The sequence below is a fragment of the Streptomyces sp. XM4193 genome (genome assembly GCF_023072595.1).
Lineage (GTDB): Bacteria > Actinomycetota > Actinomycetes > Streptomycetales > Streptomycetaceae > Streptomyces.
This window is the reverse complement of the sequence record NZ_JALLGK010000001.1, coordinates 1-13,299: the sequence shown is the minus strand read 5'-3', so window position 1 is coordinate 13,299 and position 13,299 is coordinate 1. Positions and strand designations below refer to the sequence as shown.

7 protein-coding genes, 1 tRNA gene and 1 rRNA gene are annotated in these 13,299 nt (G+C 72.0%); 5 read left to right on the top strand and 4 right to left on the bottom strand.

Translation table 11 applies throughout. From position 1 onward, the window contains the following. Positions 1 to 9 precede the first annotated feature (9 nt). Positions 10 to 83, bottom strand: a tRNA-Gly gene (locus MTQ01_RS00045). A 533-nt stretch (positions 84 to 616) separates the two neighbouring features. Here MTQ01_RS00045 and MTQ01_RS00040 point away from each other — a divergent pair. Continuing rightward, positions 617 to 3,127, top strand: coding sequence for an asparagine synthase-related protein (locus tag MTQ01_RS00040; RefSeq protein ID WP_247486220.1), 2,511 nt, complete (start codon positions 617 to 619; stop codon positions 3,125 to 3,127). A 78-nt stretch (positions 3,128 to 3,205) separates the two neighbouring features. Here MTQ01_RS00040 and MTQ01_RS00035 read toward each other — a convergent pair whose 3' ends face one another. After that, on the bottom strand, positions 3,206 to 5,260 hold the full coding sequence (locus MTQ01_RS00035; protein WP_374207558.1) for a sigma-70 family RNA polymerase sigma factor: 2,055 nt from the start codon (positions 5,258 to 5,260) through the stop codon (positions 3,206 to 3,208). Between the two features lie 202 nt (positions 5,261 to 5,462). After that, positions 5,463 to 6,341, bottom strand: a complete 879-nt coding sequence (locus MTQ01_RS00030) for a TetR/AcrR family transcriptional regulator (protein WP_247486219.1) — start codon at positions 6,339 to 6,341, stop codon at positions 5,463 to 5,465. 728 nt (positions 6,342 to 7,069) lie between these two features. On the opposite strand from MTQ01_RS00030, the gene MTQ01_RS00025 reads away from it, so the two are divergent. After that, positions 7,070 to 8,422 (top strand): NAD(P)/FAD-dependent oxidoreductase, encoded by a 1,353-nt coding sequence (locus MTQ01_RS00025; RefSeq protein ID WP_374207623.1) that lies wholly within the window; start codon positions 7,070 to 7,072, stop codon positions 8,420 to 8,422. A 181-nt stretch (positions 8,423 to 8,603) separates the two neighbouring features. Then, entirely contained in the window at positions 8,604 to 10,316 is a 1,713-nt protein-coding gene (locus MTQ01_RS00020; protein ID WP_374207557.1) for a SpoIIE family protein phosphatase, read from the top strand. Between the two features lie 112 nt (positions 10,317 to 10,428). Here MTQ01_RS00020 and MTQ01_RS00015 read toward each other — a convergent pair whose 3' ends face one another. Then, the gene (locus MTQ01_RS00015; protein ID WP_374207556.1) at positions 10,429 to 11,865 is read right to left on the bottom strand and encodes an MFS transporter; all 1,437 of its coding nucleotides are present in this window, start codon (positions 11,863 to 11,865) and stop codon (positions 10,429 to 10,431) included. Between the two features lie 205 nt (positions 11,866 to 12,070). On the opposite strand from MTQ01_RS00015, the gene MTQ01_RS00010 reads away from it, so the two are divergent. After that, complete coding sequence (locus tag MTQ01_RS00010) at positions 12,071 to 12,652, top strand: MarR family winged helix-turn-helix transcriptional regulator (protein WP_247486216.1); 582 nt, start codon at positions 12,071 to 12,073, stop codon at positions 12,650 to 12,652. A 533-nt stretch (positions 12,653 to 13,185) separates the two neighbouring features. Continuing rightward, a 16S ribosomal RNA gene (locus MTQ01_RS00005) occupies positions 13,186 to 13,299 on the top strand; the annotation flags it as partial.

Here is a 13,299-nt window from a genome sequence, read left to right as displayed (position 1 = left end):
GGTTTGTCGTGGAGCGGGCGACGAGAATCGAACTCGCGCTCTGAGCTTGGGAAGCTCATGTTCTACCATTAAACTACGCCCGCGTGAGCCGACCGTGAGCCTGGCTCCGGCGTTACTTTACCGCACCGGCGGGGTGCTCCGCACGGAGGTGTGCGGGTCGTGGTGGAAGCGATGCGAGGGCCGCGTCGGTGGGGGTGCGGGCACTGCCCGGGCAGGGGCGGGCTGCGGGGCGTGGCAGGCCTCGACGGCGCGGGTGCGGTTCGTGTGCGAAGGGGGCGGGCTGTCGGCGGGTCGGTGCAGGGAGTGCACGGTGCCGGGAGTGTCGAGTGGCCCGTGGTTCGTGGTGTGCGTCGTGTCCGGCGGTCGTGCTGTGCACGTCGCGTGTGCGTCGGGGTGCGTACCGTCCGGGCGTCGGTGGTGGTGCGGGGTGGTGCGCCGGAGCGCGTGTTGTTCGGCGTGACGGGTTCAACACACCGTCAAACGGGGCACCTTGCCGAAGCCAAGCCGTCACTCTCGTGGCAGCATGGGCCACACAACGACAGTCAACTTGCAGCCTGCAGCAGCCAGATGACAGCGAGGCGGCAGTGCGGCCGGACCGGCACGGGTGGAGGCGTCGATGCGGTGGTTGGTGGGATGGAGCAGCACCGCCGCGGGTGCGACTCACGCACAGACCCTGCAACCGGTGGGGGCGCAGCAACTCTGGGGCGATCCCGACCCGTTGTGGGCTGTCGGCGACTGGCGTGCGGACGAGGTGCGCATCGTCGAGGCCGACGCCAACACCAGGCTCGCGGTCTTCGGCTACTGCGGCGCCAGTGACGACCAGTTGCGCGTGGGCCTGTTCGCGGCGAGAGGCGGGGCGGTACGGCATCTGACGACGTACCCGGGTTCGTACACCGCCGTCGTCCGCATCGGCCGCCGTATCGCCGTAGCCACCGATCTCGCCGGTGTACGCCCGGTGTTCCACACGCCCTGGGCCGGCGGCACCGCCTACGCGACTGCCGCGCTGCCGCTCGCCGATCTGGTCGAGGCGCAGCTGGATGTCAGCCATCTCGCCGCGCTGCTCGCCGTTCCCGACGCGCCGGAGGCGCTGGGCGACTCCACCCCGTACGCCGAGGTACGACGCGTACCGCCGGGGCATTCGCTGATTCTGCGCGACGGGGGTTCGCGGCAGATCAGCAGTTACGAGCCGACGGCGCCCACCGTCGTCGCCGCACCGCCGATTCCGGCGGAGGAGGCGGTCGAGGGCGTGCGTGAGGCACTGGTCGACGCGGTACGTGCCCGGCTCGCGGCGGCCCGTCACGTACCGGACACCTTCGGAGCCGACTACGGCGGCGACCACGCCGACGGGCGCGGCGCGCACGCGATTCCCGCGCAGAGCAGGCCCGTTGACGTCCGGAACGGTCCGGGAGGGCAGCAGCGCACCACGAACGGATACGCCTCCGACAGCCATGTGCCCGACGGTCACGCACCGCCGGGCACCGCGTACGACGACGGCAGCGACGGCGCCTACGGCAACGACGGCGCGTACGACAGCGACGGCGCGTACGGCAACGGAGGCCGCGGCGCGTACGGCCCCTCCAACGGCAGTGCGTACGGCCCCGACAGAGGCAGCGCCCACACCAACGGCAGTGCGTACGGAAACGGCAGTGCGTACGCCCACGGCGGCGCCCACACCAACGGCGGCGCGTACGGCCCCGACGGCGGCCGGGACGCGGGCGGCCGGGACGGGGGCGGCCGGGATCCCGGGCCGATCCCCGGCATGGGCCCGGCCGACCGCCGTGCGGGTCGCGGCCCCGCGCCCGGCGTCGGCGCGGACCTCTCCGGCGGCCCCGCGTCGGCAACGCTCGCGCTGCTCGCCGCCGGACTGCCCGGCGTTCCGGGCACGATCCTGGGCACCCCCGGAACGGTCGCGGGGGAGCGGCTGCTCGCGGTCACCTTCAACGATCTGACCCAGAGCGGGGACAGCGAGCGCGAGGCCGAGCTGGAGCGCGCGCACGCGGTGGCCGAGAGCCCGCGGCTGCACCATGTGGTGGTCGCGGCGGCCGAGGAGGGGTTGCCCTACGTCGACCTCGACAAGGTTCCGTTGACGGACGAGCCCGGGCCCGCGCTGGTCCAGGCCGGTCGGCACCGGCTGCGGCTGGCGAGCGGCAGCGCCGACCAGTTCACCGGATACGGCGCGCGGCAGGTGCTGGACGCCCATCCGGCGCGCCTCGCCGATCTGCTGATGGACCGCAAACGTCGTCATCTGCTGCGCCCCGCAACGGCGTTGGCCGTGGCGGACGGCGCTTCGGGCGCCTCGCTGACGGTGCCGTTCACCGTCTACCGCGCGGCGCGCCGGCTCGCCCGAACCACCCAGCGCGACGGGGTCACCGACGTCGCTCAGGCGCTGCGGGAGTCCGACTTCGGCGCCAACGCCACCGACAGTGCACTGTCCGCCTCGCTCGCCGCGCTGAGTTGGTGCCGTCCCGGCCCTGCCGCCCGCTGGTTGACCGGGGAGGCGCTCGCGGAGGTGTCGGTCCGGCTGGAGACCGCCGCGATGCGCGCCGAGAGCGGTATCGGCAGCCGCCCGGGCGTGCTGCGCGCACAGGCCGCGCTGGCCCGGCAGGCCGCGGACTACCGGGTGCTCGAACAGGCCGCCGAGGTCCGCAACCAGCGTCTGCACGCGCCCTTCCTGGACAACCAGGTCGTGCGCGCCGCCCGTGAACTCCCCGAGGCGATGCGGGTGCGGCCCGGCGCACGCGCCTCCGTGCTGCGCGACGTACTCGCCGGAGCGGGCGTCCACGAACTGCCGCCCGGCTGGGGCACCACCACGTACGCGGTGCACGCCGCCGCCGGGCGGGCGGGGCTCCGCGCGGCGATCGGACCGCTGATGGACCTGTTCCGGGCTCCGCTGCTGGCCGACGCGGGCATCATCGAGGCCCATGTCGTGCGCAAGGCGCTCCGGTCCGCTGCCGACGGCGAGCCGCTGCCGCTGGAGGGCCTGGACCAACTGGTCGCGGTGGAGCTGTGGTTGACGCGTCTGATGCAGCGCCGCGGCAGCTGCTGGACGGGCGCGGACGCACCGCGGCGCCGCGCGGTGGTCGGCGTACCGGGCGTACCGAGCACCCCGCACCGCCCGGCGCTCTAGCACCCGTGCGCGGGGTGCACGCGTGCCCGCCGACGCGAGCAGCCCCCGTACCCGCGTTCTCGCCGGGCCGCGCGCGGGTCAGGAGCAGCGGATGACGGAGTTGGCCCAGGTGCTCAACACCACTGCTCCGAGCGCCGATTCGGGCGTCACTTCGAGCCGGAGCGTCTGCACGCCGTCCAGCGGGACGGCGACCCGTACGGGTGCGTCGCCGCGACGCACGGTGCCGGACTGCCACAGCTGTCTGCCGTCGCCGTAGACCGCGAACCGCACCGAGCGGTCCAGCAGCGTCAGATCGTCCACCCCGGCCAGCGCCTCGTAGGAACTGCACTCCCGGTTCAGGGCGATGTTGACGGAGGACGGACCGCCGACGGTGATGCCGTGGTCCTGCTCCCGACCGCCGACCCGGGGGGTCGAGCGCTGCCACACCCAGGTGCTCTCGGTGAGTTTGATCGCCGGTTCGTCGCTGGAACCGAGCAGGTCCCAGGAGAGGTTGCGCACCTCGTACGGCTCCGGCTCCGGCTCCGGTTCGGGTTCCGGCTCCTGGGTGGGAGTGGGAGTGGGAGTCGGCGTGGGTGTCGGCGTGGGTGTCGGTGTCGGGGTGGGAGTCGGAGTGGGCGCCGGGGTCGACGGCGTGGGCGTGGGCGCCGGCGGATCCGCGGGCTCCTCCGGCTCGGGCTCGGGGCGGGGCTCCTCGGGCCGCGGCTCCGGCTTCTGGCTGGGATCGGGCTCCGGCTCGGGTTCGGGCTGCGGCGCCTGCTCGGAGGGCTGTGCCTGGGGCGGTCGGGGCTCCTCCTCCTTGGGGTTGCCCGACAGTGCCAACACCAGCGCTGCAGCGGCAGCCGCTGCGACCACCGCGCTGGCCGCGACACCCGCCTTCGCCGGTGCGCCCAGGCCCTCCGACGCCGCTCCTCCCGCGCCGGCCTTGCCGCCCGCCGCGGCGGCCGTGCCCGCCGCTCCCGCTGCGGCGCCACCGCCGACGACGCCGGCGAGCTTGGCCGACCAACCGGCGGCGAACCAGCCGATGACCGCGATCGGCAGCAGTGCGCTCAGACGGTCGTTGACGTCCTTGACCTCGACCGCGGCCAGCCGGCACCTGGCGCACTCCTCGAGGTGCCGGCGCAGCCCGCGCTCGGCGCGCATCCGCAGCCCGCCGCGCGCGTACGCGCCCAACCGGTCCGCGTACCGCGAGCACTCCCCGCCCTCGGTCAGCGACTGGCTGACGTGCGCCTGGAGGTACGCCTGCTTCAGACCCTCGCGCGCCCGGTGGGCCAGTACGGCCGTGGCGTTCGGTGTGAGGCCCAGCATCGGCGCGACGTCCCGCGGAGAGGTGTCCTCCACGGTGGTGTGCCACAGCACGGCCTGCCACCGTTCCGGCAGCGTGCGGAACGCCTGCACGACCATCGACTGCTCGGCCTCGTGCATCGCCCGTACGTCCGCGCCGAGTTCCTGGGTGTCCTCGCCGCCGGCCTGCGAACCCACCGCGGAGACCGCGAACACCGCGAAGTCGTCGACCAGGTGCTCGCGCCGTGCGCTCTTGCTCCATGCCGCCGCGGCGTGCCGCACCGAGGTCAGCAGATACGCCCGTACCGCCGTCTCCGGGCCCTTGCCGCCCTGGAGGGCCTGGAAGGTACGGGCGAACACCTCGTTGGTGAGGTCGTCCGCGGTGTCGGAGTCGCGGCAGCAGGAACGCGCGTACCGGCGCACGGCGTCCGCGTGGCGGCGGTAGAGCTCGTCGTACGCTCCCGTGTCGCCGCCGCGCATACGGGAGATGAGCTCGGTGTCGCCGACGGTGTCGCCGTCCGCCGTGTCCGAGTCGTCGTCCTCCGGGCCGCTGCCGTGGACGACGTCCGCGCCACGGCTGCGCTGCTGCGGAACGGAGCGTGCGGGCGCGGATCCGTCCGACGCGGCCGCTGCTTCTCCCGCGCCGTCCACGCCGTCCGCGCCGACGCCATCGGCACCTTCGACGCTCTCACCGGCACCGGCACCGGCACCCGCACGGCCTGGATCGGCTGCCCTGGGGCTCGTCGAAGAGGCCTGTCCGGGGACCCTGGGCGCGGTGGACGAGCTGCCCGCGTCGTTGGCGTCAGCCTGTCCGTCCGTGCCGTCCGGCCCGTCCTGTCCAGTAGCGGCCACCACCGACACCCCGCGTTCCTGTCACGGCCAAGTACCGGGAAAGAGTGCCACATTGGCCTGTGCCGGGTGGGCCGCTTCGTGAGTAAGCACTCGACCGAGGCTCCGAAGGTTCGCCGCACCCTCCGAGCACCCGCCGCACCGACCGCCGGCGCCCACCGAACCGTCGGCCGGCGGATCACGTCCCCGCCGGCCGACGGGAACCTCAGCCGGTGCGCAGACCCGCGAGTAGAATCTCCAGCAGCCTGTCGGAGGCCGCGGAGCGCTGCTGAAGGTCGGGCAGGGACGGCGCAGCGGTGGCGATCACCAGCAGTACGTCGCTCACCGACACTCCCTCCCGGAGCGCGCCGGCGGCTCTCGCCCGGTCGACCAACTCGCCGACCACGGCGAGCAGTTCGCGGGCGAACGGATCGAAGTCCGCCTCGCCGGAGACCGCGGTCGTCTCCGTCGCGCCCTCTTCGGTGCGCTGCCCGGGAACACGCAGCTCCGCGCCGGACGCTCGGGATGCCGATGCCGATGCCGATGCCGATGCCGATGCGGTGCCGCCGCTCTGCGAGACGTCCGCCGCAGCGGTCTCTCCGGCTCCGGAGGACGTGACCTCCCCGGAGGGCCCCGGCACGCCTTCCGGCACGCCGCCCGCCTCGGTCTCCTCCGCCGCCAGGACGTGCGGCGGCAGCAGCCTGCCGGCGCCCGACGCCACCGAGCTCCGCAGGAATCCGGCCAGCGCGGGCCAGCCCCCGCCCTCGTGCGCCAGCGCCGATCTCGCCTGCTCGGCGAGGCGTGCGGTCTCCTCCTGCGCTATGCGCCTGACCAGCACGTCCTTGCTCGGGAAGCGGCGGTACACCGTGCCGACTCCCACTCGCGCCCGGCGGGCGACATCCTCCATCGGCGCCCCGTAGCCGACCTCGCCGAACACCTCGCGGGCAGCCCGCAGCACGTGCTCCAGGTTCCGTTGGGCGTCGACTCGCAGAGCGGGCTGCCGAGGCTTACCCTGCGGCGGCGCTGCGGCGGGCGTGGAGCCCGGAGAGGCCCGCACCGCGTCGTCCCAGGGCGGCGCACCGCTTCCCGGGTCGACGCCGACCATCTCGGATCCGTAGCCAACTGCGCCACGGAGACCGCCAATTGTGTCGGTATGTGTCTGTCCGAGGTCGGTAAGACCCTCAATACGCATTAATGCCCCCGTTGTTCAATGTCTCCCCCCGGAGACGCCCCGTTGTCCGGTCGGGCGGAAAACGGGCTTCCGTTTCCTTCCCGACCACCACTCGAACATAGTTGAGTGCTGGTCATCAGTGAAGAGGTGAGATGGATGACCGACTCACCCGCGATCTTCCGGCTACTCCGATCCGCCCTGTTTGGCCCGTTGCGTTACCGGGTGAAACCCATGCTGAACTGCATGTTCGGGACGCGGTTCACCTCGGTGGGCCAACCGGAGCTGCAGGTTCCAGCGATCACACAATTCGGCGCGACCTGTGGACAAACAACGGCCCGGCGGTGCGTCATGGACGAGTGACGGACGGACAGGTGTCGAAGACGACCCAGCCAGCAGCCAAGCGCCCGACCCGCATCCTGGTGGTCGGCGGTGGCTACGTCGGTATGTACACGGCGCTGCGGCTGCAGAAGAAGCTCAAGGCGGAACTCAAGCGGGGCCGCGCCCACCAGAACGCGGACGACATTCGCGCGGACGCGGACCCCGGCGCTCCCGCCGGTACGACCTCCGCGCAGGCGGCCGAAGCCCCCGTCCCGGCCGGCCGCAGCACGCCCGACCTCGCCGACACCGGCGTCGAGATCGTCGTCGTCAGCCCCGAGCCGTACATGACGTACCAGCCGTTCCTTCCGGAGGCCGGCGCCGGCTCGATCTCGCCCCGCCACGTCGTCGTCCCGCTGCGCCGCGTGCTCTCCGAATGCCGCATCGTCGTCGGTGAGGCCCGTTCCATCGATCACGCCGCGCGCCGTGCCCACGTCCGCACGATCGCCGCCGACCAGACCTCCATCGACCAGACCTCCATCGGCCCCAACGACAGCGGCACGCCCACCGGCAGCACGAACAACTCCGGCAGCACGAACAGCTCCGGCAGCACCGCGGCCGGCAGCGCCGCCACCGCCACGGACCGCACCGACGCCGACGGCGCCAACCTCACCCTCGACTACGACGAGTTGGTCCTCGCACCCGGCTCGGTCTCCCGCACCCTCCCGGTGCCCGGCCTGGCCGACCACGGCATCGGTTTCAAGACGGTCGAGGAGGCGATCGGTCTGCGCAACCACGTGCTGGAACAGCTCGACATCGCCTCCTCCACCCGCAACCCGGAGATCCGCGACGCCGCCCTGACCTTCGTCTTCGTCGGCGGCGGCTACGCGGGCGTGGAGGCGCTCGGCGAGCTGGAGGACATGGCGCGCCACGCGTGCAGCTACTACCACAACCTCCGCCCGGAGGAGCAGAAGTGGATCCTCGTCGAGGCGACCGACCGCATCCTGCCCGAGGTCGGCGAGGAGATGGGCAAGTACGCCGTGCGGGAGCTGCGCGGTCGCCGTATCGACGTGCGTCTGGAGACCCGGCTGGAAAGCTGCGAGGACCGGGTCGCGGTGCTCAGCGACGGTTCGCGGCACCCGTGCCGCACGCTCGTGTGGACCGCGGGCGTCAAGCCGAGTCCGGTGCTTGCCGCCACCGACCTGCCCCGCAACGAGCGTGGGCGGCTGCGCTGCCGCGCCACCCTCCAGATCGAGGGAACGCCCAACGCCTGGGCAGCCGGCGACGCGGCAGCCGTACCCGATCTGACGAACGACGAGCCCGGCCAGGAGTGCGCGCCCAACGCCCAACACGCCGTACGCCAGGCCCGGCTGCTCGGTGACAACCTCGTCGCCTCGCTCCGCGGCAAGCCGCTGGTCGACTACGAGCACGCCTACGCCGGCTCGGTGGCCTCGCTCGGCCTGCACAAGGGCGTGGCCCGCGTGTACGGTCGCAAGCTCAAGGGCTACCCTGCCTGGTTGATGCACCGCGTCTACCACCTCAGCCGCGTGCCGACGGTGAACCGCAAGATGCGGGTTCTCTCCGAGTGGGTCCTCTCCGGATTCTTCAAACGGGAGATCGTCTCTCTCGGCTCGCTCGAGCACCCCCGCGCGGAGTTCGAGATCGCAGCCGGGGGAGGTCCTCGCACCGAGGAACGCTGACGAAGGTCAGATCGTCGACCGCGCCGGGCATGTGACCATGGGTGCGTCGGTCGACGCGAAGCGTGATGACTCGACGGGTGCCCGCCACCACGCTCCCCGGCACCAGGTGTGCTGACCGCCACCAGCACACCGTCCCCAGCAGTCCCGGTACCACCCACAGCAGAATCGGATCTGAAACGCAGTGAATTTCACGCGCTGGAGCGCCCGCCTGCCCGGCTCCCAGCGTCGCACCGCAGCAGTGCGGGCGGCGCGACGGTCGGCGGAGCAAGCCCTTTCCGCGGCCCCGGCGACCCCTCAGGATCCCTCCACCGCGACGCCGTCGGCCGGCGAGGTCCCGGCGGCCCGCGGCGAGGGCGGCCGGGCCGTCCAGGGCGGCAGTACGTCCGCGTCGCCGCGCAGCGTGGACGAGCTCACGGTCGGCGAGCTGCTCGGCCAGGTGCCGGCGCCCGTCGTCATCGTCCGCGGGCGGGACCACCGCGTCTCCTACGTCAACGAGGCGTACGCCCATGCCTTCGGGCCCCGCGATCCCGGGGCGCCGGCGGCCGACGCCCTCCCCGAGCTCGTCGAGCTCGGCCTCGTCCCGCTGATGGACCAGGTCCAGCGCAGCGGCAAGCCCCGTACGGTCAAGGCCCGCCGCATCGACGACGGCGACCGTCCGCGCTTCTTCACCTTTACGTGTACGCCCATCGAGCTGGAGGCGAGCGACCGAGGGGTGCTGGTCTTCGCCGCCGACGTCACCGACCAGGTCGAGTCCGCCGAACGGCTGCGGGCCAGCGAGGCCCGCCAGCGGGCCGCCGCCGTGACGCTCCAACGCAGCCTGCTGCCACAGGAGTTGGAGCACCCCGACGATCTGCGCGTCGCCGCCACCTATCAGCCGGGCGGTACCGAGGCCGCCGTCGGCGGGGACTGGTACGACGTCATCACGCTCGGAGCCGGCCGCACCGCGCTGGTCATCGGCGACGTGATGGGCCGCGGCGTGCGCGCCGCCGCAGTCATGGGCCAACTCCGCACCGCCGTACGCGCGTACGCGCGACTCGACCTCCCGCCGCACGAGATCCTGCAGCTGCTCGACGGTCTGGCCGCAGAGATCGACGCCAGCCAGATCGCCACCTGCGTCTACGCCGTGCACGACCCGAGCGAGGGCAGTCTGACCTACGCCTCGGCCGGTCATCTGCCCATCCTGGTGCGGGAACCGGACGGCACCGTGCACCGTGCCGAGGAGCCGACCGGTCCGCCGCTGGGCACCGGCGGCTGGCTGCACACCTCCGGCTCGATCCCGTTCGGGGAGGGCGCCGGCGCGGTGTTCTACACCGACGGCCTGGTGGAGCGCCGGGACGCGGACATCGACGAGGGCGTCGCGCGGCTGGAGCACGCCTTCTCCGGCGCCACCGGCACACCGGAGGTCGTCTGCGACCGGCTCCAGCGCGCGCTCGGAATCACCGCCGAGCACGACGACGACCTCGCGATCCTTGTCATCCACCAGCCCGACCACGCCGGACCGGACGCCGACCTCTTCCGCAACGCCGCGCTCGACCTGCTCGGCGGCACCGAGGCCGCCCCGCGCGCCCGGGCGTTCGCCTCCGGAGTCCTCGCCTCCTGGCGCTTCCCGCGCGAACTGCACGACCTCGGCGTGCTCGCCGCCAGCGAGCTGGTCGCCAACTCCCTCCAGCACGGCACCCCGCCGATGCGGCTGCGGCTGCGGCGAACCGACCGCCGGCTGATCGTCGAGGTCACCGACGGCGACGACCACCTCCCGCGCCGCCGCCGCGCCGACACCGCCGACGAGGCCGGCCGGGGCATCTCGATCATCGCGACCATCGGCTCGTCCTGGGGCAGCCGCCGCACACCGGGCGGCGGCAAGGCCGTCTGGTGCGAGTTCGCCCTGCCGGACTGACCTCGCGGGACCGACTCCCGCGGGACCGAGCCCCGCGGGACCGATCCCAGGGGTGACCTCAGGGGACTGACCTCGCGGGCCCGGGCCCCGCCGGTGGGCGATCGGGCTCCGGCTACCCGGCCGTCGTCGCCAACCGCCCGCGAACCTCCGTGTCCGCGGGCGCACGTGAGTCCGTCGGCGCCTGCGCGTCCGCGGGCGCGCCGATGTGCGTACCGGCCACGGCCTCCGCTGCCGCACCGGGCCGGCCCTGGGGAACGTTGCGGGCGACCACCCGGCTGCCCGGGCAGTCGTGCTCCGGGGCCAGCCGTCGACCGAGCACCAGCGCCAGCACGCTCACCGCAACCGAGCAGGCGATCAGCAGCAGCACGTACGCCGCGTACACCTGGGCCGCGATCATCAGTCCGCCCACCGCCGGGCCGACCGATACCCCCAGCTGCTTGACCAGGGCGAAGGCCGAGTTGTACTGGCCGACCCGGCCGGCCGGCGCCAGATCGGCGACCAGTGGCGCCACCGTCGGCGACAGCATCGCCTCGCCGATCCCGAACAGGGCGTACGTCCCGATCAGCAGACCGGTCGCCACTGCCTGGGCGTGCGGCACCAGGCCGGAGACGCCCGCCGCGATCCACGCGACGGTCCACACCGCGCCGACCAGCGCGATGACCCGGCTGCGGCGCCGCCCCTCGACCAGCCGCAGCACCACGAACTGCGTGAGCACGATCATCGCCGTGTTGGCGAAGAGCGCCAGGCCCAGCGTCGACGTGGAGATCCCGGTGACCTCGACCCCGTATGCCGCGAGACCGGACTCGAACTGCCCGTAGCAGGTGAAGAAGAGGACGAAGCCGAGGACGCAGAGCAGCACCATCGGGCGGTCCCTGAGCAGCGCGCCCCACCCGTTCCGCGGACGGTTCCGCCCGCCGACGGCGGCGCCGACCTGCGCGGGCGCGCCCGCGCGGGCCACCGGTGTGTCGGCCGTCGGGGACGGGGCCGGCAGCCGCACCGTCGCCAGCACCACGGCCAGCCCGACGAACATCGCCGCCTCGACGCAGAAGAGCAGGGTGAAGCTCGACGCGTGCGCCTCGTCGACCAGTTGTCCGCCGAGCAGCCCGCCGAGGCCCATCCCCAGGTTGTTGAGGAAGAACTGCGTCGCGAACGCCCGCGACCGCGTGGTCGCCGTCGAGCACCGGACGATCATCGTCGCCAGTGCCGGCTGCACCACGGCGATGCCTCCGCCCATCACCGCAGCCGAGGCCAAGACCGTCGGCGCGCTCGCCGCGAGACCGAAACCCAGCGCGCCGAACGATGCCGCACCGGTGCCGACCATGGCCACGGGCACGGGCCCGCGCCGGTCGATCACCCGCCCCACGAAGGGCAGCACCAACAGCGCGGCGGCGGCGAAGGCGGCAAGCACCGCGCCGGCGGTGCCGGGCCCCAGCTCCCGCACGTTCGCCACATAGACGAAGAGGTACGGCACCGTGAAGCCGCTGCCGAACGCGCTCAGGGCGTTGCCCAGCTGGATGCGGCGCAGCATGCCGCCCGTCTCGGTCCTCACCGCTCACCTTCCCAAGTCCCGGCCGCCACAACTCCGTCGACGCGACGCACCGCGCACGGAGGCGGCCCTGACGCGTGGAGCCGCTGCGGCAGGGCGAGGTACGAGCATGAGACTGAGGAGTGAAGACTTCACTACTAAAGTTCGAAGCTAAAGGATACATACCGCAAGCCTTCAGTGCTAACGCCCCGCGTGCGATACTCGCCGCATGGCTGACCCCAGGTCGTCACTCGACGAGCAGATCGCGATCTACCAGCGCGAGCACCGCGACCTCGACCCCCAGGTCGAACGAGTCGTGAACGCACTCAGCAGGCTCGACCGGCGGATGAGCGTCGCGTACGGAAGACAGCTCGCGGCGCTGGGACTCAGCAGCGCCGAGTGGGAGGTCCTCAAGGAGCTCGTCATGGTCGGCAGCCCTTACCAGCTCTGGCCCGGCACCATCGCCCGCCACCTCGGTCTCACCCCGGCCGCCATGACCCACCGCATCGACCGCATGGTCGCGGCCGGCCTGGTCACCAGGGAGCGCGACACCGAGAACCGGGTGCGCGTCATCGTCGGGCTCACTGACGAGGGCCGGGAGAAGTGGCTGGAGGTCATGCGCGAGGCGTCCGCCTTCGAGGAGGAGCTGCTCCAGGACTTCACGGTCAAGGAGCGCACTCAGCTCGGGGACATGCTGATCCGCCTGCTGGACCGGGTCTCCGTACAGCTCGACCGAGGCGTCCCGAGCGGCCAACTCCGTTCTAAACATGGTCAGTTGGCCGAAGTTGACACGCCCCACCCCCATCCGTAGTGTTCTCCGAGTTGCCACGGACCTGCGCGGTTTTGTGTGCGGCGCTTCTGCCACCTCTCCGGTGGCGTCACCTCTTGCAGCAGTTCCTCTTTCGAGGCTCTGTTCGGTATGCCTGTTCTGGTGTGTCCGAATTCGGTTTCGGTCGGCTCGATTTTGAGTCGGCGGGGAAATCTACTAACGTGGTGATCACGCCGGAGACGGCGCCCCGCCGACAGGGGAATCGGATTTCGAATCCAGACCGGAAACGGGACGGAAAAGAGTCTGATAGAGTCGGAAACACCGAAGGGAAGCCCGGAGGAAAGCCCGAGAGATTGGGTGAGTACAAAGGAAGCGTCCGTTCCTTGAGAACTCAACAGTGTGCCAAAAGTCAACGCCAGATATGTTGATACCCCGTCCCTGCATCATGTGGGAGACGTGGTTCTTTTGAGAGATACACAGCGAGGACGCTGTGAACCGGTCGAGTATTTCCGCTCGTGCCGGTTCCGCTCTTGTGACTGTGCAACCGGGAGCACTTTGTGTTTCTGGTGAAAGCATTCATGGAGAGTTTGATCCTGGCTCAGGACGAACGCTGGCGGCGTGCTTAACACATGCAAGTCGAACGATGAAGCCGCTTCGGTGGTGGATTAGTGGCGAACGGGTGAGTAACA